Raw genomic sequence first — 18,136 nt, forward strand, 5'->3', positions numbered from 1 at the left:
CGCATCACTCCTCGAGGCGGAACCCGACCTTCAGGGTCACCTGGAAGTGCGCGACGTTCCCCTCCGCGACGTGCCCGCGCGTCGAGATCACCTCGAACCAGTCGACGTTCCGGAGCGTCGAGGTCGCGCGGGCGATGGCGTTCCGGATGGCGGCGTCCTGGCTCTCGGACGAGCTCCCGACGATCTCGGTGACGCGGTAGACGTGGTCGTGCATGACCGGCTCCTGACTCCCCCGCGCCGTCGCGGGGTGCCTCGACCCTAGCCGGGCGCGCCTCGCGGCGACAGGCCTAGCGGAGCGAGAAGTCGAGCTCGGACTCGGCGACCGCGATGACCGACCACGTGCCGCCGTCGGCGTCGGTGAACTCGTACGCGGGCACCACGACGACGCCGCCGTCGGACTGCCACTGGCTCGCGAGCCCCAGCCGCGCGTCCACGATCTCGACGTCGTTGACCGGCCAGGAGACCGGATCCCCGGGCTGCGGCGCGGCGGGCGGCTCGGTCGGCGGCACCCATGCGGGCAGGTCGGTCGCCGGCATGTCCCGCATCTCGGCGGGCAGCGCGGTGATCGCCGCGCTGAATCGCGGGTCCGAGAGCCGCTCGAACGCCTCCTGCTCGCTCACGATCGGAGCGTCGCCCAGGGGCACGAGCTCCGCGAGGGTTCCGGACGCGCCGACCATGCCGCGATCCGAGAGCTCGACGCTCCAGGCCTGGTCGACGCGCTGGCCGTCGACGACCGGCCACGCCTGCGCGGACCGGGTCAGCGCGCCCTCGTACGTCTCCGAGGAGAACTCGTACGCCGTCGCGTCCCGTCCCGTCGACTCGAGCAGCGAGCGCAGCGCGTCGACGGCAGCCTGCTCCGACGGCACGGCGCCGGCGGTGGGCTCGCAGACCTCGGCGCCGTCGGTGCACTGCCAGGGCGAGACGCCCGGATCGGAGTACCAGAAGCCGAGCGTGCCGTCGAGCGAGACCCCGAGCGCCGGACCCGTGCCGTCCCTCGGGCCCACCGCCCACGCCCCGTCCACCAGCTCGGGCGTGCCGTCGAGGCCGAGCGCCGCGGCGAGCGCTGCGACGGTGTCGACGGTGGATGCCGCGCGCGCGTCGAACGCGTAGGCCGCCGCGGTGCCCTCCGACGTCGACAGGCCCGACGCGGTGAAGGAGTTCCGCCCGGTGCCCCACGAGGGCGAGGTCATGTCGGTGGTGCCGGGTTCGCGCACCATCTCCTCCCCCGCCGCGGACTCGGGCGCGGCGCCGCCCTCGGCGGTCGCGGCGTCCGACGGACCCTGCAGCGAGATCGGGGGCGCCGCGCCACCGGCGAGGTTCGATCCTCCCACGGCGGTCGCCCCTGCACCGTACCCGACGGCCCCCACGACGACGAGCGCCGCCGCGACCGCGGCGACCTGCATCCAGCCCGGGCGGCGGCGGGAACGCTCCGCTGAGAGGTCCGCGACCGGCGCGCCGTCGACGGCGGGCGATTCCCCCGTGACGCGTGCCACGACCTCGTCGGCGAACCCGGCTCGGGCCTCGACTCCGGCGGCCGGATCGGCGGCCCGCAGCCGGGCCATCGGGTCGCGCTGGTCGTCGTCGTTCATGTGGATCACCCTCCGTGACATCGGCTCTCACCCTGCATGTGTGCCGCCGGCCCGGAACCTTGCAGGGGCCGCGGGTCAGAACGACAGCCGCTCGCCCCAGGCCTCGCGGAGGCGCCTTCGTGCGCGCGAGAGCGCGGCATCCGCACCGGACCGCGAGATGCCGAGCACCCGTCCGAGCTCCTCGCCGTCGAGTCCCTCCCATGCGTGCAGGATCAGGATGCTCCGATCGCGCTCCCCGACGCTCATGAGCGCGCCTCGGAGCTCGTCGTCGAACAGGGCGCTCAGCTCCGGGTCCTCGGCGACGCGCGACTCCCCCGATTCGGGTACGTCGTCGACCGGGAGGTCGACGACCTTGCGCCGGTGGTTGGCGAGCGTGAACCCGGCCGTGCGGTAGAGCCACGGCAGCACGGCCTCGCGCGGCACGTCGTCGCGCCGGCGCCACGCGGTCGCGAACACCTCGGCCGCGAGGTCCTCCGCGTCCTGCCGCGGACCGCGGCGGGCGAAGTACTTCACGAGCGCCGTCGAGTGCTCCCGGACGACGCCCGTGAACCAGGTCAGGGCGTCCTCGCCGCCCTCGGCCGTCGGCGGCTCCGCGCGGTCGGGCATCGGCACCCCCTGGGTCGTGTCGTCGGCTGCGGCGTCGGTGCTGGCGATCCTCACGCCCTGACTGTGTCGCGACTGGGGCGAGTCTTGCACGCGCCGCCTCGTCCGATGGTCACGGACCGGTCACGAGCCCACCGGACGGGGGCGCTCGACGACCCCGACCTGCTCGTCGAGATCGCGTCGCCGGCCGGGATGGTCGCGGCGCATCTCCGCATCGAGATCCGGCGCGCCCGAGACGGCTTCCTCGCGTGCCGAGCGCTCGCGCTGCGAATGCTCCTGCTCCCACCCGCGCCCGTCACACGTTGAAGCGGAACTCCACCACGTCGCCGTCCTGCATGACGTAGTCCTTGCCCTCCATGCGCGCCTTGCCGCGCGCGCGGGCCTCGGCCACCGAGCCCGCGTCGACGAGGTCGGCGAACGAGATGACCTCGGCCTTGATGAAGCCCTTCTCGAAGTCGGTGTGGATGACCCCGGCGGCCTGCGGCGCCTTCCAGCCCTTGCGGATGGTCCAGGCGCGCGACTCCTTGGGGCCCGCGGTGAGGTAGGTCTGCAGGCCGAGCGTGTCGAAGCCGACGCGCGCGAGCTGGTCGAGGCCCGACTCGTCCTGGCCCGTCGACGCGAGCAGCTCCGCGGCATCCGCCGGGTCGAGGTCGATGAGCTCGGACTCGATCTTCGCGTCGAGGAAGACCGCCTCGGCCGGTGCGACGAGCGCGGCGAGCTCCGCCTTGCGCGCGGCATCCGTCAGCACCGCCTCGTCGACGTTGAAGACGTAGATGAAGGGCTTCGCGGTGAGGAGGCCGAGCTCGGCGATGGGTGCGAGGTCGACGGATGCCGCGGACAGGGGCGTGCCCTTCTGCAGCACCTCCTGCGCCTCCGTCGCCGCGGCGAGCACCGACGGGTCGAGCTTCCTGCCCTTGACCTCCTTCTCGTAGCGCGCGATGGCGCGCTCGAGGGTCTCGAGGTCGGCGAGGATCAGCTCGGTGTTGATGGTCTCCATGTCGTTCTTCGGGTCGACGGCGCCCTCGACGTGCACCACGTCGGAGTCCTCGAAGCCGCGCACGACCTGCGCGATCGCGTCGGCCTCGCGGATGTTGGCGAGGAACTTGTTGCCGAGCCCCTCGCCCTCGCTCGCGCCCTTGACGATGCCGGCGATGTCGACGAACGACACGGCCGCCGGCAGGATCCGCTCGGAGCCGAAGATCTTCGCGAGCACCTCGAGTCGCGGGTCGGGCAGGTTCACCACGCCGATGTTCGGCTCGATCGTCGCGAAGGGGTAGTTCGCCGCGAGCACCTGGTTCCTGGTGAGGGCGTTGAAGAGCGTCGACTTGCCGACGTTCGGGAGACCGACGATTCCGATGGTGAGAGCCACGGGGGTCAATCGTACCCCGCGGCCTCCGCGTCCCCCGTCGGTCTCGGTGCGCTCCCTGATGCGGTGGCGGATGCCGCTGCGTAGCGTCGCCGGAGCGGGGAAACGTCGCCCCGCTCGACTGCGCACTGGGCGCACACCGGAAGGGGTACGGATGCTGCAGGAAGGACGTGCCGCCGTCGAGGTGCACGCGGAGGCCCTGGTGAAGCCGATCGTCGCCGTGGGGTCCGCCACGACGATGCGCGTCGAACTCAGCGCGGCCGCTCCGCCTGCAGCCGCGCGCACGGATGCCGCGGCGCCCGCGGTCGGCCCGGATGCGGCCGCGCGGCACCTCTGGGTCACCGTGGAGCCGCGGGGCCTCAAGCTCGCGCTCGGCGTCCGCCGCACCCGTGCGCTGCGCCTCTCCCCCCACGGCAGTGCCGCCGTCACCTTCCGCCTGGTGGGCGTCGACCCGGGACCGGGCGAGGTGACCGTCGTGATCTGCGGCGAGGGGCGGGAACCGCTCGCCGCTCTTCGGGCGACCATCGAGGTCGTCGGCTCCGGCGACCACGACCAGACCGGGCTGGCGCGTGTCACGGCGGTCGTCCCGGCCCGTCCCGCCGGTCAGCCGCCGGTGTGCCCGCCCCCGTCCGAGATCGCCGCGGCCGAGCCCGAGGGCGAGGTCACGGCCGCCGGGTCCGGAAGCACCGCGTGACGTAGGGGATCGCGAGCTCGCCCGCTCCAGCCACGTCGGGGTGCGTGTCGAGCAGCGTCTCGATCGACGCGATCACGGCCCCCTGCTCCGCCGGCGGTGCGGTGATCCAGTGGCTCCGGGAACGCACGAGGTCGAGGAACCTCGCGCGCGTCATCCGCTCGACCCACTCGACGCGGTGCTCCTCGATGTCGCCGAACGGACGGCCGACGCGGACGTACTCCTCGAGGGTCGCCGAGGCGTCGTGGCGCTCGTGCATGATGGCGCCGGCCTCGCGCAGCCAGCCGACGGACGTGTCGCGGCTGTTCCAGACGAGGCCGAGCGTGCCGCCCGGACGGAGGACCCGTGCGATCTCCGGCACGGCCCGCTCCGTCTGGAACCAGTGCCACGCCTGCCCGGCGACGACCGCGTCGACCGAGGCGTCCTCGATGGGGATGTCCTCGGCGGTGCCGAGGATCCGCGGGACGCCGGGCACGCGCACCTCGAGCTCGTCGAGCATCTCCTCGACCGGGTCCACCGCGATGACCTCGAGGTCGAGCGCGACGAGCGCCTCGGTCAGTTTCCCGGTGCCGGCGCCGAGGTCGAGCACGCGCCGGGCGTCGCCCACCAGCCAGGCGACGGCCGCGACCGGGTAGCCGGGGCGGGCCGTCCCGTAGACGGATGCCACGGCGCCGAACGACCGCGCCACGGCCTGCGTGCCCGGGTCGCCGGGGTCGATCACGGGCGCGGCGCGCCCGCCCCCTCGTGACTGCTCGTCCGCGTCGCCCATGGCCGGCCCCCGATCCCGTCCCGGACATTCCACGCCCGCGGCGCGGCATCCGTCAACCACTCGTGCGCACCCCGATCGCCGACGCGCTGCGCGACGCGCCCGGGGGTGTCGCCCGGGCGTGGGACGATCGGCGCGTGCCAGTGAGCTTCACCGCGATCGACTTCGAGACCGCCAACTCCTCCGCCGCGTCCGCGTGCTCGGTCGGGGTGGTGAAGGTGGTCGGCGGTCGTGTCGTGGAACGCGAGCACCGCTACATCCGGCCGCCGTTCCCCCACGGCGACTTCTCGCCGTGGAACGTGCGGATCCACGGGATCACCCCGGGCATGGTGGCGGACGCCGCCGGCTGGGAGGCCCACCTGCCGTGGCTCCGCGAGTTCGCCGGCGACGACTGGCTGGTCGCGCACAATGCCGGCTTCGACATGGGCGTCATCGCGAAGACGTCCGAGGCGCACGGGCTCGCGGTGCCCGACTTCCGCTACCTGTGCAGCCTGCAGGTCGCGCGACGCACCTACCACCTCGACTCGTACCGGCTCCCCGTCGCCGCCATGGCGGCCGGCTTCGACGACTTCTCGCACCACGACGCGCTGGCCGACGCCGAGGCGTGCGCCGGGATCGTGGTGCACGCGGCGAAGCGCCACGACGTCGACGACCTCGAGCGCCTCGCGCACGTGACGCGCGTCCGGGTCGGGGCGATCGGCGCGACCGCCACGGCGCAGCGGGCCTCGCAGCACGACCCGATGGCGCTGCAGTAGCGACGACTCCCCCGGAGCCGGGGTCGTGGGTCCGGCCTGCGACCCCGGCGACGCACGCGGAGGGTTCGTCGCGCCACGCCCCGGGGCGTCGATCGGATGTCGTGGGCCGCTGCCACACTGACGGCATGGACTTCCTCCTGCTGCTCATCGGCCTCCTCGTCGGCGGCGCGCTCGGCGCGCTCGCGATGCACGTCGTGGCGTCCCGTCGCCCCGGCGATGTCGGCGCGACGGTCGAGGACCCGGCACTCGTCGAGGCGCGTCACGAGCGGGCCCTGCTCGAGCTGCGCGCGGCGGCCGAATCCGAGCGGGCCGCGCTGCTGGCCGAGCAGCACGAGCAGCAGGCGATGCTGCGGGCCGAACTCGCCGCGGCCGAGGCGGCGGCGGCCGGGCTGCGTGAGCAGCTCGAGCACCAGGTGCGCCAGCACCGCGAGGCGCTCGAGCAGCAGCGGCTCGACCAGGCCGAGCGGAGCGAGCGCGAGCGCCGCGAGAGCGCCGTCCTCCAGGCGCTGAGCCCCGTGCGCGAGACCCTGGCGACGATGCAGCGCAAGGTGTCCGAGCTCGAGCAGCAGCGCAACGAGCAGTACGGCTCGATCGCCGAGCAGCTGAAGCGCGCGCAGCTCTCCGACGCCGAACTGCGCGCGACGACCGAGTCGCTCGCGAGCGCCCTGCGCAACAACAGCACGCGCGGCGTCTGGGGCGAGACGCAGCTGCGCCGCGTGGTCGAGGCCGCGGGCCTGATCAAGCACGTCGACTTCGGCGAGCAGCACCAGGTGGCCACCGACCAGGGTCGGGGCCGCCCCGACCTCGTGGTCTACCTTCCGGGCGGCAAGTTCATCCCGCTCGACTCGAAGGTGCCGCTCGAGCACTACCTCGAGGCCTCGGCCATCCCCGAGACCGCGATCGGAGAAGAGGGCGCGCGCCGCAAGTCCCTCATCGAGAAGCACGTCCGCGCGATGCGCTCGCACATCGATGCGCTCGGCAAGAAGGGGTACTGGGAGGGGCTCGAGGCGCCCGAGTTCGTCATCGCCTTCATCCCGAACGAGTCGCTGCTCTCCGCGGCGCTCGAAGCGGACGCGGGCCTGCTCAACTACGCCTTCGAGCGCCGGGTCGCGCTGGCCTCGCCCGTGAACCTGTTCGCGGTGCTGAAGACCATCGACTACGCGTGGCAGCAGCAGGCCGTGTCCGACGAGGCGAAGAAGCTGTTCGACCTCGGCAACACGCTGTACCAGCGCATCGGCGTCCTGGCCGGGCACGCGGACTCCCTCCGCAAGGCCATCGAGCGCACGGTCGACAGCTACAACAAGTTCGCCAGTTCGCTCGAGTCGCGCGTGCTGGTCACGGCGCGTCAGTTCCCGGGCATCAACGAGACCAAGCTGTCGCTGGTCGCCGAGCCCACCCCGATCCACGAGTCGCCGCGCCGGCTGTCGGCCCCGGAGCTGACCGAAGGCGGCCTCGAGGGTGGTGCAGCCGCCGCGGCCTCGGCCCAGGCCTCGGCTTCGTCGCCGACCGCCGCACCCGAGGGCGGATCGCCCGACGAGGCTGCGGCCGTGCCGGTCGATGCGCCGGTCGAGCTCGTCATCGACACCGAGTTCGACGGCGCCGACCTCGACCCGCACATCCGTTCCGCGTCATCCTGACGCGTCGGAGCGCGGTCCGGTCCGACGGCCTCGTGTCACGCGGCGATGACGCGGGTTCCCGCCTCGCGCCGATCGACGACGACATCGAGCCGGTCGCCGGCCGTCCCCTCGATGAAGGCCTCATCGACCTCGAGACCGAGTCCGGGAGCGTCGGGCACGGGGACGCGGCCGCGATCCGCCAGGATCGGCCGCATGGTGACGTCCCGGCCGTAGTACTTGTCGGACCCCGACACGTCGCTCGGCAGGACGAATCCCGGCAGGCTGGCGATGGCCAGGTTCGCAGCGCGGCCGATGCCGAACTCGTGCATCCCGCCGCACCACACGGGGATTCCTGCCTCCCCCGCCAGGCCGTGCGCGACGAGGGCGGTCGACAGTCCGCCCATCCGGCTGACCTTGATGTTGAGCACGCCGATCGCCCCGAGGTGCAGCGCGGTGCGCAGTCCGTCGATGGTCTCGACCGACTCGTCGAGGCAGACCGGGGTGTCGAGGCGACCCTGCAGCTCGGCGTGCGAGAGGAGGTCGTCAGGAGCGAACGGCTGCTCGATCATCGTCAGCCCCTCCCGGTCGAGCGCGGTGAACACCTCGAACGACCCCGCATCGCGCGGGTAGGCGCCGTTCGCGTCGACGTGAAGGTCGAGCCGCGGGAAAGCGGCTCGGACCGCGCGGACCGGCTCCACGTCCCATCCCGGCGCGATCTTCAGCTTCACCCGGGGATACCCGTCGTCGACGTGGCGCTGCACCTGCGCGAGCAGGGCGTCGACCGTCGGCTCGATGCCGAGGGAGACGCCTGCCGTGATCTCATCCCGCACGCCGCCCAGCGCGCGCCCGAGGGCGACGCCGAGCCGGTCGGCGTGCAACGCCCACAGGGCGCCGTCGATGCCGGCGATGGCGAAGCGGTTGCCGCGTACGCGTCGCCATGTCGCGGCGGCGTCCGCGGGCGTCTCCCATTCGGCACCGACGAGCGCGGGCAGCAGCACGCGCCCGGCGATGGTCCAGCACGTGTCCGTGGTCTCGGCGCCGAAGTACGGCCCCGAGGGCGAGGCGATCTCGCCCCACCCCGCCCGTCCGTCGGCGTCGCGCAGACGCACGAGCACGTGCTCGATCGCGCTCTTCCGATGCGAGCTCGTCTCGAACTCGTGCACGAGCGGCAGTCGCACCCGGAAGAGCGTCGCCTCGACGATGCGCACGCTCACTCCGCCACGTACAGGCCGAGGACGTCGGCGAGTCGGTCGCGCTCCACCATCCGTCGACCGGCGCCCTTCGAGCTCGCCGACGTCAGCGTCGCGAGCAGGTGCAGCGCGAGGGCGACCGTCGTGGGCGAGTTCGCGTACGACGCGCTCTCGGTGCTCACGACGATCGTCTCGGTCGCGTGGTCGACGAGCGGGGCGTCGGGCGCATCGGTGATCACCACGAGCGTGCCGCCCGCGCGGGCGAACTCGAGGGCGATGTCGATGGTGTAGCGCCGGTAGCGGGCGAGCGAGATGGCGACCATCACGTCGGTGGTGCGCACGTCGCTCAGCACGTCGAGTGGTCGCACGATGGTGCCGTCGATGAGGGTGACGTTCGCGAGGCTCGCGCTGAGGTCCATCGCGAGCAGCGAGGCGAACGTGAACGACTTCGCCGCACCGAAGATGAAGCGCCGTCGCGCCGCGACGATGAGCGCGGCGATCCGCTCGAACGAGTCGTCGTCGCGCGCCCAGTCCAGCGCGGCGAGCAGCTGGGCTCGTTCCTGTTCGAGCACGCGACGCTTCAGCACCACGGCCGACCGTCGCTGCACGCGCGCGTCGTAGCGTTCATGCGGGCTGTTCAGGCCATTCCGCTCAGACATCTGACTCCTCACCGGCAGGGCTCCTTCCCCAGAACATAGAGCGCGAAGGGCTCCGACGGATGCCGCGACTCGGCTTGCCACGTCGGGACGCAGGCGACGAGTGCGTAGCCGTCGCGGAACGCCGCGACGAGCTGCTCGGCGACCTCGGCCGCCGCGGGCGTCGCGACCGCGCCCGCCGGCGACGCCGGATCGAGCGGGGCGACGAGCCAGCGCACGGCTCGGCCCCCGGGTCCGTCCCCCTCACCGGCGCGCACGACGTCCCCGCGCCGAGCCGCGGAGGCGGCTTCGGCGCCGTCTCCGACGGCGGCGTCGCGTATCGCGGCGACGTCCGCCGACGCCGCGCGGCGATCGATCTCGAGCGCGCCCGGGTCGAGCGCCCAGTCGGCGATGGCCCGATCGGTGCCCGGCTCGTCGTAGTACGAGCGGTGGAACGTCGAGACCCGGGCGCCCAGGACCGCGAGGTTGAAGTGGGCGTTGCGGGTGAGCAGCGGATCGAACGCCCACCGCATCGCCCGCGCCCCGGCACGCCGCGCGCCATCGGCCTGTGCGAGCTTCAGCGCGCGACCGACGCCGAGCCCGCGGGCCCGTTCGTGCACGGCCACGGCCTGCGAGTAGTGGTAGGCGCCGAGCGCGTCGGCCGCAGGGAAGCCGTAGCAGAACCCGAGCGTCGACCCCGCGGGGTCGTACGCGCCGAGAGCCGTGCCGCCGTGGTCGAGCAGCGCGCGGAGCAGACGCGGGCTGACGGCGTGCGCGGGGTCGGCGTACCCGAACACGTCGCGGTAGAGCCGGGATGCCGCCTGACGCCGGTCCGCGCTGTCGAGCGGTCCGACGGTCACGGCCTGCACCGTTCGCTGCATGGCCACCTCATTCTTACGGAACGTAACTGCTCGCAATGCTTCCGTATTTGTGCAGGAATCGTCAACCTTGCCCGCAACCGCCTGTCCTGTTACGTTTCGTATCTATGTCCGACGCCCCAGAATCCCCGGCCTCACCGGCGCCAGCCCGCCCAGCATCCCGCCTCGCCGACGAGCCGCTGCACTCGGGCGAGCTCGTCGCCGACGTCGAGGACCTGGTGCGCGCCGAGTCGCCCACGGGCGACGCCGCCGGGATCGAGGAGGTCCACGTCGGACTTCGACGCCTGCTCGCCCCCGTGGGCGCCGCCGTGACCACCCGGCACCATGACTCCGGGGCCCACCTGATCGCGCACGTCGACGGCGCGGCCGCGGCGCCCCATGCGCGGCCCGTGCTGCTGCTCGGGCACGCCGACACCGTCTGGCCGCGCGGCACCGTCGAGGCGCACGGCATCCGGCACGACGGGGTCCGCCTCGACGCGCCCGGCGGGTACGACATGAAGGCCGGCCTCGTGATCGCCGTGCACGCCCTCCGGCTGCTGCGGCGTGCCGGCGTGCCGCATCCGCCCGTGGTCCTCCTGGTCACGGCCGACGAGGAGATCGGCACGCCGACCGGGCGCGACCTCGTGCAGGAGCACGCGCTCCGTGCGCGCGCGGTGCTCGGCTTCGAACCGCCGCATCCTGACGGCGCCCTCAAGACCGCGCGCCTCGGCAGTGCGCGCGTGCGGCTGGTCGTCGCCGGGCGGGCCGCGCACGCGGCCCTCGATCCGCTCGCCGGGGTGTCGGCGATCGAGGAGCTCATCGACCAGCTGCACGCGGTCCGCGCGCTCGCGACCGCCCACCCGACGGCACTCGTCAACGTGGGCACCGTCCGGGGCGGGGGCCTCACGAACATGGTCCCGGACCGGGCGCACGCCGACCTCGGGCTGCGGACGCCCGACGAGGCGACGGAGACGTCGCTGCTCGCCGGGCTCCGCGCGCTCGCCCCCGTGCGCGAGGGCGCATCCGTCGTCGTCGAGGTCCTGAGCAGCCGGCCGGCATGGTCGGCCGAGTCCGGCGGCGCGCTCCTCGAGCGCGTGATCGGGGCGGCGGCGTCCGTCGGCCAGGCCGTCGCGGGCCGTCCTGCGGCAGGGGCGGCGGACACGAGCCTCACCGGCCGCCTCGGCGTGCCGACGTTGGACGGGTTCGGCCCGCTCGGCGGCGGGGCGCACGCCCGTCACGAGCACGTGCTGACCGACAGCCTCGCCCCGCGCGTGCGACTGGCCGCCGCGACGATCGCCGCCCTCGCGGACGACTGAGCAGCGGCTGCGGCGCCGTCGCCGTCGGCGCGGGCGCGGGCGTGCGAGTCCCGGCCGGCTCAGCCGTGCACGACGAGGCGCGGACGCCCGTCCGCGTGCAGCGTGGCCTCGATGCCGAGGGGCAGCGTGTGCGCGTTCGCGCAGTGCCCGAAGCCGAGGTCCCACACGAGCGGCACGCCGAGCGGACCCAGCAGTTCGAGCATGAGCGCGCGCACCTCGGACGGGTCGCCGCACGACTCCCAGCTGCCGAGTGCGATCCCGGCGACGCCCTCGAACCATCCCGCGCGGAGCAGCGAGCTCAGCAGCGCGTCGAGGCGGTACGGCTCCTCGGTCACGTCCTCCAGCAGCACGATCGCGCCGGAGCGGTCGAGCCCGTCGCTCTCCGCGGACCCGAGCGTCATGCGCAGCAGGCTCAGCGTGCCGCCGACCACGCGGCCCGTCGCCGTCCCGGCCACGAGGGTCTCGGTGCCCGGCGAGGAGTACTCGCGGCCGGGGAGCGGCTCGAAGACCGCCCGGCGCAGGCCCTCGGTCGCCACCGCGTCTTCGAGCAGCGCGTCGGTCCCGAGCATCGGGCCGAACCACGTCGGCGTGGCGAGTCGCCCGTTCCAGAGCTCGTGCACGGCCGTGACATCCGAGCTGCCGAACAGCGCCTTGGGGGGCGCCGAGCGGAGCCGGTCGACGTCCAGGCGGTCGAGCAGCCGGATCGAGCCGTAGCCGCCGCGGAGGCAGAAGACCGCGGCGATCGACGGATCGCACCATGCCGTCGAGAGGTCGCCCGCCCGCACCGCATCGTCGCCCGCGAGGTAGTCGGCCCGCGGATGCCGGGCGGACGCGCTCGGGTACGCGACCGGTTGGAGGCCCCACGACCGCAGGAGTGCCATCGAGCGGTCCAGCCGCGCCGGGTCGACGGGGCCGCTCGTCGCGACGAGCGCGACCCGCGCGCCCGGTTCGAGCGGGGCCAGCACGTCGGCGGCTCGGCGGATCGCGGCCGCCCCGCCGAGGCGCGGGGCGCCGGCGTCTGCGGCCGTCATCGACCCGCCCGATCGACCGCGGGCTGCGGCTCCGCCGGCTCCGCCGCGACGGGGTCGATCCCGAAGACCTCGACGACCCAGGCGAACTCGGCGGCGATCGCGTGGCGCAGCGTCTCGGCGCGGCGGAAGCCGTGCCCCTCGCCGGCGTACCCGACGTACCGGTACGGCACGCCGGCCTCGGCCAGTCGCGCCACGAAGCGCTCGGTCGACTCCGGCAGGCAGATCGGGTCGTCGAGGCCCTGGAGCACCAGGATCGGCCCGTGCGCGGCATCCGCCCGGTCGCTCGGCGATCGTTCGCGGTAGCGCGCCTCGGCGTCGGGCAGCGGCCCGACGAGGCCGGCGAGGTACTGCGACTCGAAGTCGTGGGTCTCGCCGCTCGCCCAGGCGACGAGGTCGATCACGGGATAGCTGACGAGCCCGGCGCGGAAGGCCGACGGCCGCGTCATCAGGGCGGCGCTCGTGAACCCGCCGGCGCTGCCGCCGCGCACGACGAGACGGTCGGGGTCGGCCTCGCCGGAGTCGACGAGCGCCAGTGCCGCCGTCTCGGCGTCGGCGAGGTCGACGTCGCCCCACGCGCCGCGAAGCCGCTCGCGCCACGCACGGCCGAACCCGGTGGAACCGCCGTACTCCGGGGCGACCACCCCGATTCCGCGCGACGTGAAGTACGCGATCTCGAGGTCGAGGCCGACGCCGTTCGACCCCGTGGGGCCACCGTGCACGTGCACGACGTAGGGCGGGAGCTCACCGGGCAGTGCCGTGGCGAGCGGGTTGGTCGGCGGCCAGACGTGCGCGGGGACGGGGAGCCCCCCGGGCACGGTCAGGAACTCGAACCGGGGCGACGGGAGCCATGCCGCGTCGAGGACCGAGCCGTCGATGCGGCGCGGGAGCGGCTCGTGGCCGCCGACCGGGGCGAACCCGCCTCCGTCACCCCAGCCGCCCACCGGCGCGGGGTCGACGACGGCGACGAACACGCGCGGCAGCGCACGCGGTCCGGACCCGATGCCGGCGACCCGCCCGCCGCCCGCCGAGATCGACGGCGCCCATTGCGCCACCCCGTGCTCGTCCGCGCCGTCGATGGGCGCGACCCGGCCGGAGTCGAGGTCGACGAGCACGGCCGTCTCGCCCTGCAGCGCGGCCGCGCGGCCCTCGTCGACGAGTGCGAACCACCGTGAGCCCGTCTTCCAGAGCGGCCCGCCGAGCTCCGACTCGTCCTCGGTCACCGCCCGACGCGCGCCGCTCGCGAGGTCGAGCTCGACGAGGTTCCACCACCCCGACGCGTCCCCGGAGTACAGCAGGCGGGCGTCGTCGCGCCATTCGACCTGGCAGACGGACACGCCCGGCCCGCCGGCGACGACCCGCGCCCGAGCGAAGCGGCCGTCGACCACCTCGGCGACGACCACCTCGGTCGCGTCCCACGGCATGTCCGGGTGGTTCCAGCCGATCCAGGCGGCGCGGCGCCCGTCGGGCGAGACCCGCAGGCCGGCGAGGAACCGGTGCGCGTCGGTCCCGGTGAGCGCGCGCACGCGTCCCGGATCCTCGCCGGCGGAGCCGTCGAGGGGCACCGCGATCCACGCCCGCTCGAGGTAGGTCGGGTCGTCGGACCGGTGGTGCTCGCGCAGCACCCAGACCTCGTCGCCGACGACGACCGGCTCCGCGTAGCGGTCGCCCGCTGCGACCTCGGCGGCCGGCGTGAGCGCCCGGCTCGCACCATTCGCCTCGACCGCGTGCAGCCGGTGGTCTCGCCAGTCGGTGAAGCAGTGGGCACCGGGCCGCCCGGGGACCGGACACCACGGCCGGCCGCCGTACTCGTGCACGCGGTTGCGGGCGCTCGCGCCCGGCGGGGTGACCTCCGCAGCCGAGCCGTCTTCGGCCAGGCGCATGAGCGCCAGCCGTCCGCCTTCGCCGGGGAGCCCCTCGACCCACCACGGCACGCCGTCCACGAGTTCGAGCCACTGCAGCGAGCCGCGCGCGGCGGCCACGTCGGCGGCCGTGACCTGCGAGGGCCAGGTGCCGCAGGCGAGCGCCCGGGGCTCAGGCACGGTCCGCAGCCAGGGCCGACGGCACCACCGAGAGGAGGTTGCGCGTGTAGTCGTGCTGGGGATCGAGCAGCACCTGCTCGGCCGTCCCCTCCTCGACGATGCGGCCCCGGTGCATCACCGCGACGCGATCCGCGATGTTCCACGCGAGGCCCAGGTCGTGCGTGATCACCAGCGCTCCGAGCCCGAGCTCGTGCTTGAGCCGCAGGAAGAGGGCGAGGATCTCGCCGCGCACGCTGGCGTCGAGGCTGGCGACCGGCTCGTCGGCGACGAGGAACGACGGCTCGAGCGCGAGCGCGCCGGCGATGACGACGCGCTGTCGCTGCCCGCCCGAGAGCTCCTGCGGGATGGCGCCGAAGAACCGCTCCGGCGGCGACAGCTCGGCCGCAGCGAGCGCCCGGGCCACGATCTCCTCCTCGTCGCCGCCGAGTCCGTGCAGCCGCGGCCCCTCCGCGACCGCCTCGTAGACGGTGTGCCGCGGATTCAGGGCCGCACTCGGATCCTGGAGCACGAACTGCACCGCGCGCCGGAACGCGAGCAGCTCCTTCCGGCGGGTGGGCAGGGGCTGTCCGCGGAACCGCACGGCACCGGAGGTCGGCCGCTGGAGGCCGAGGATGGAGCGGGCGAGCGTGGTCTTGCCCGACCCGGACTGCCCGACGAGCGCGACGATCTCACCGGCGCGGCACTCGAGGCTGACATCGTCGACGGCGGTGACGGGGCCGCCGCGGCCCTGGTACCGGACGGTCAGCCCATCGGCGGCCACGACGACCTCGCCGGGGCTCGCCCCAGGGCCCGCATGCCCGGCACGCGCCGCGTCGTCCGAGCCCGGCACGACGGCGGGCCGCGGCGCGGTGTAGCCCGGGAGGCGGAGGCGCGAGTCGGGGTCGCCGACCTCGGGGAACGCGGCGGCGAGCGCCTGCGTGTGCGGATGCTGGGGGTCGGCCATGACCTGCCTCGCCGGACCCTCCTCGACGACGCGTCCGTGCTGCATCACGCAGATGCGGTCGCAGGTCGCGGCGAGCACCGAGAGGTCGTGGCTGATGAGCAGGAGGCTGAGCCCCCGCTCGCGCACGAGGCCGGTGAGCACCTCGAGCACCTGGGCCTGCACGATCACGTCGAGGGCCGTGGTCGGCTCGTCGGCGATGATGAGCTCCGGGTCGCACGCGAGGGCCATCGCGATCATCACGCGCTGCTTCTGGCCGCCGGAGAGCTCGTGCGGATAGGCGTCCGCCTTCTCGGCCGGGAGGTCGACGAGCGCGAGCAGCTCGGTGATGCGCTCCGTGCGCCGCGCCCGATCGCGGTAGTCGGATGCCGCGTGCTGCAGCAGCGCCTCCCCGATCTGGGTCGACACCCGCTGCACCGGGTTCAGCGAGTGCATCGCCCCCTGGAACACGATCGCGGCCTCGGCCCAGCGCACGGCGCGGAGCCGGCCCCAGCGCATCGCCGTGACATCCTCGCCACCGAAGCGGATGGCGCCGCTCACCTCGGCGTTCGAGGGGAGCAGGCGCAGCACCGACATCGCGAGCGTGGACTTGCCGCAGCCCGACTCCCCCGCGAGTCCGAGGGTGCCGCCGGGTTCCAGCACGAGGCTCACCCCGTCGACCGCGTTGCGCAGGACGGGCCGGCCGTCGTCGCCGGCGGTGCGGTAGGCGATGCGGACATCGTCGAACTCGAGCGTGGGCATCAGCGGCTCCGGAGGGTGGGGTTGACGACGGCCTCGAGCGCGCGGCCGACCAGGGTGAAGCAGAGGACGACGAGGACGATCGCGAGGCCCGGCGGAAGGACGTACCACCAGTAGCCCGCCGTCGCCGCGCCGGTGTCGAGGGCGGTCTTCAGCATCGTGCCCCACGAGACCTGGGTGGGGTCTCCCAGCCCGAGGAACGCGAGCGTGGACTCCGCGATGATGGCCGACCCGACGGTGAGGGTCGTGTTGGCGAGCACGAGCGGGAGCACGGCCGGCAGGACGTGCCGGCCGAGCACGTGCGCGTGGCCGGCGCCGAGCGCCCACGCGCGCTCGATGTACGGCCGCGCCTCCACCGTGAGGGTCTGCGACCGCACGAGCCGGGCGGTGGCGGCCCAGGACGTGACGCCGATCGCGATGACGATGGTGAACACGCCCCGCTCGAGCACCGTCGACAGGACGATGGCGAGCACGAGCGAGGGCAGCACGAGGAAGAAGTCGATGACCCGGAGCAACGCCGACTGCCCGAACCCGCGGAAGTGGCCGGCCGCCATGCCGACCGTCGTGCCGATCACCATCGACACGGCGGTCGCGGCGAAGCCGACGAGGAGCGAGATCCGGGCGCCCCAGAGGAGCATGACGAGCACCGATCGGCCGGCGGGATCGGTGCCGAGCGGCGCCTCCGCCGACGGCGGCTGGTTCGGGGGCAGCGTCGCCTCGGTGGCCAGCAGCAGCGTGCTCGGTGCGAGGACCGGCGCGAGGAGGGCCAGCGCCACGACGATCAGGAGCCCGGCCAGCCCGATGAGTCCCGAACGGTGCCGCGAGAACTCGCGCCAAACCTCGGCGGCGCGACGTCGACGGCGCTCCGCGGCGGGGCTCCGGCGGCCCTGCCGCGACGGCGACGGCGACGGCGGCGTCGCGGGCGCGGCGGCGGCCGGGGCGGGGGCCGGGGTGGTGTCGGTGATCATGATTCCTTCAGCCTCGGGTCGATGACCCGGTAGAGGACGTCGGCCGCGAAGTTCGTGAGCACCACGATCGACGAGAACACGACGAAGGTGCCCTGCAGCACGGGCAGGTCGGGGGTCCCCAGCGCCTGGTAGGTCAGGTAGCCGAGCCCCGGCCACGAGTAGACGGCCTCGACCGTCACCGCGCCGCCGATGAGCCCGCCCACCGTGAGGAAGATCAGCGTCACCGTCGGCAGCAGCGCGTTCGGGACGGCGTGGCGCCGCCGGACGTCGTCCTCCTTGAGTCCCTTCGCGCGCGCCGTGGTGAGGTAGTCGGAGCTCATCTCCTCGAGGAGCGACGCCCGCATCACGAGGAGGTACTGCGCGTAGACCACGGCCACCATCGTCGTGACCGGGAGCACGAGGTGACGCGCGACGTCCCACGCCCACGCCAACCCGGTCGCGTCGCTCCCGGGCGTGACCATGCCGCCGGTCGGGAACCACTGCAGCAGTCCCCCGAACACGAGCAGGAGGAGCAGGCCCAGCCAGAAGGTCGGCACCGACCAGAAGGTGAGGGCGAGCGAGGTCTGCGCACGATCGAACGCCGAGCCCCGGCGCCAGGCGGAGCGCTGGCCGAGCCACAGGCCGAGGACGATCGAGATCGCCGCGGCCGTCGTCGTGAGCAGCAGGGTGGGGCCCACGCGCGAGGCGATGAGGTCGACGACCGGCTGGTTGTACGTGTACGAGGTGCCGAGGTCGCCCGTGAACAGCCCGACGAGGTAGTTCCAGAACTGCACGGGGAGGGGCAGGTCGAGCCCGTACTGCTCGCGCAGCTGCTCGACCTGCTCGGCGCTCACGCGGCGGCCGCGGGTGAGCGAGATCGCCGGGTCGCCGGGGAGGATGCGGAAGACGAAGAAGCCGAGCACGACGACCATGAGCAGGCTCACGAGCGCACCGGACCCCTTCTCGAGGAGGTATCGGGGCCAGGAGGCACCGCGGGGAGCTTCGTCCCCGGGTGCCTCCCGGATCGCGTCCTCGGGTTGGAGCGCGACAGTCATGT

Annotated in this window: 18 protein-coding genes; 5 read left to right on the plus strand and 13 right to left on the minus strand. The window is 74.0% G+C overall.

Features of this window, described 5'->3' with window-relative positions:
* Positions 1-4: 4 nt before the first annotated feature.
* The 3 genes from WBQ80_RS04090 to WBQ80_RS04100 form a co-directional block, all read right to left on the minus strand.
* On the minus strand, positions 5-214 hold the full coding sequence (locus WBQ80_RS04090; protein ID WP_336571146.1) for a dodecin: 210 nt from the start codon (positions 212-214) through the stop codon (positions 5-7).
* 73 nt (positions 215-287) lie between these two features.
* Positions 288-1,589: a hypothetical protein gene (locus WBQ80_RS04095; protein ID WP_336571145.1), complete on the minus strand. Its 1,302-nt coding sequence runs from the start codon at positions 1,587-1,589 to the stop codon at positions 288-290.
* A 75-nt stretch (positions 1,590-1,664) separates the two neighbouring features.
* Complete coding sequence (locus tag WBQ80_RS04100) at positions 1,665-2,249, minus strand: RNA polymerase sigma factor (RefSeq protein ID WP_336571144.1); 585 nt, start codon at positions 2,247-2,249, stop codon at positions 1,665-1,667.
* Between the two features lie 51 nt (positions 2,250-2,300).
* On the opposite strand from WBQ80_RS04100, the gene WBQ80_RS04105 reads away from it, so the two are divergent.
* Positions 2,301-2,498, plus strand: coding sequence for a hypothetical protein (locus tag WBQ80_RS04105; RefSeq protein ID WP_336571143.1), 198 nt, complete (start codon positions 2,301-2,303; stop codon positions 2,496-2,498).
* On the opposite strand, the gene ychF is transcribed toward WBQ80_RS04105, so the two are convergent.
* On the minus strand, positions 2,488-3,561 hold the full coding sequence (ychF, locus tag WBQ80_RS04110) for a redox-regulated ATPase YchF (RefSeq protein WP_336571142.1): 1,074 nt from the start codon (positions 3,559-3,561) through the stop codon (positions 2,488-2,490). The genes WBQ80_RS04105 and ychF overlap by 11 nt on opposite strands.
* 151 nt (positions 3,562-3,712) lie before the next feature.
* Here ychF and WBQ80_RS04115 point away from each other — a divergent pair, with 151 nt between their 5' ends.
* Positions 3,713-4,252, plus strand: a complete 540-nt coding sequence (locus WBQ80_RS04115; protein ID WP_336571141.1) for a DUF7363 domain-containing protein — start codon at positions 3,713-3,715, stop codon at positions 4,250-4,252.
* Here WBQ80_RS04115 and WBQ80_RS04120 read toward each other — a convergent pair.
* Entirely contained in the window at positions 4,221-5,018 is a 798-nt protein-coding gene (locus WBQ80_RS04120) for a class I SAM-dependent methyltransferase (RefSeq protein WP_336571140.1), read from the minus strand. The genes WBQ80_RS04115 and WBQ80_RS04120 overlap by 32 nt on opposite strands.
* A gap of 134 nt (positions 5,019-5,152) precedes the next feature.
* Between WBQ80_RS04120 and WBQ80_RS04125 the strand changes: the two genes are divergently transcribed.
* Positions 5,153-5,770 carry an exonuclease domain-containing protein gene (locus WBQ80_RS04125; protein WP_336571139.1) on the plus strand — a complete coding sequence of 206 codons (618 nt, stop codon included), beginning with the start codon at positions 5,153-5,155 and terminating at the stop codon, positions 5,768-5,770.
* Between the two features lie 125 nt (positions 5,771-5,895).
* The gene (locus WBQ80_RS04130; protein WP_336571138.1) at positions 5,896-7,407 is read left to right on the plus strand and encodes a DNA recombination protein RmuC; all 1,512 of its coding nucleotides are present in this window, start codon (positions 5,896-5,898) and stop codon (positions 7,405-7,407) included.
* Between the two features lie 35 nt (positions 7,408-7,442).
* Here the strand turns inward: WBQ80_RS04130 and menC are convergent, their stop codons facing one another.
* The 3 genes from menC to WBQ80_RS04145 are packed head-to-tail and all read right to left on the minus strand — an operon-like array spanning position 7,443 to position 10,092.
* On the minus strand, positions 7,443-8,600 hold the full coding sequence (gene menC, locus WBQ80_RS04135; RefSeq protein WP_336571137.1) for an o-succinylbenzoate synthase: 1,158 nt from the start codon (positions 8,598-8,600) through the stop codon (positions 7,443-7,445).
* Positions 8,597-9,235: a MurR/RpiR family transcriptional regulator gene (locus WBQ80_RS04140; protein ID WP_336571136.1), complete on the minus strand. Its 639-nt coding sequence runs from the start codon at positions 9,233-9,235 to the stop codon at positions 8,597-8,599. The genes menC and WBQ80_RS04140 overlap by 4 nt, the downstream gene beginning before the upstream one ends.
* Positions 9,236-9,243: 8 nt before the next feature.
* The gene (locus tag WBQ80_RS04145; protein ID WP_336571134.1) at positions 9,244-10,092 is read right to left on the minus strand and encodes a hypothetical protein; all 849 of its coding nucleotides are present in this window, start codon (positions 10,090-10,092) and stop codon (positions 9,244-9,246) included.
* 104 nt (positions 10,093-10,196) lie between these two features.
* On the opposite strand from WBQ80_RS04145, the gene WBQ80_RS04150 reads away from it, so the two are divergent.
* Complete coding sequence (locus WBQ80_RS04150) at positions 10,197-11,384, plus strand: M20/M25/M40 family metallo-hydrolase (RefSeq protein WP_336571133.1); 1,188 nt, start codon at positions 10,197-10,199, stop codon at positions 11,382-11,384.
* A 59-nt stretch (positions 11,385-11,443) separates the two neighbouring features.
* Here WBQ80_RS04150 and WBQ80_RS04155 read toward each other — a convergent pair whose 3' ends face one another.
* From WBQ80_RS04155 to WBQ80_RS04175, 5 genes are read right to left on the minus strand one after another with little or no spacing between them, the layout of a single operon-like run.
* Positions 11,444-12,415: a S66 peptidase family protein gene (locus tag WBQ80_RS04155; RefSeq protein WP_336571132.1), complete on the minus strand. Its 972-nt coding sequence runs from the start codon at positions 12,413-12,415 to the stop codon at positions 11,444-11,446.
* A complete protein-coding gene (locus tag WBQ80_RS04160) occupies positions 12,412-14,454 on the minus strand; it encodes a prolyl oligopeptidase family serine peptidase (protein ID WP_336571131.1) in 2,043 nt (680 codons plus the stop codon). The genes WBQ80_RS04155 and WBQ80_RS04160 overlap by 4 nt, the downstream gene beginning before the upstream one ends.
* Positions 14,447-16,135, minus strand: a complete 1,689-nt coding sequence (locus WBQ80_RS04165; RefSeq protein WP_336571130.1) for an ABC transporter ATP-binding protein — start codon at positions 16,133-16,135, stop codon at positions 14,447-14,449. The genes WBQ80_RS04160 and WBQ80_RS04165 overlap by 8 nt, the downstream gene beginning before the upstream one ends.
* A complete protein-coding gene (locus WBQ80_RS04170) occupies positions 16,135-17,100 on the minus strand; it encodes an ABC transporter permease (RefSeq protein ID WP_336571129.1) in 966 nt (321 codons plus the stop codon). The genes WBQ80_RS04165 and WBQ80_RS04170 overlap by 1 nt, the downstream gene beginning before the upstream one ends.
* Positions 17,097-18,134 carry an ABC transporter permease gene (locus WBQ80_RS04175; protein WP_336571128.1) on the minus strand — a complete coding sequence of 346 codons (1,038 nt, stop codon included), beginning with the start codon at positions 18,132-18,134 and terminating at the stop codon, positions 17,097-17,099. Before WBQ80_RS04175 ends, WBQ80_RS04170 begins: the two co-directional genes overlap by 4 nt.
* Between the last annotated feature and the right edge of the window lie 2 nt (positions 18,135-18,136).

The sequence above is a fragment of the Agromyces sp. CCNWLW213 genome, assembly GCF_037199545.1.
Lineage (GTDB): Bacteria > Actinomycetota > Actinomycetes > Actinomycetales > Microbacteriaceae > Agromyces.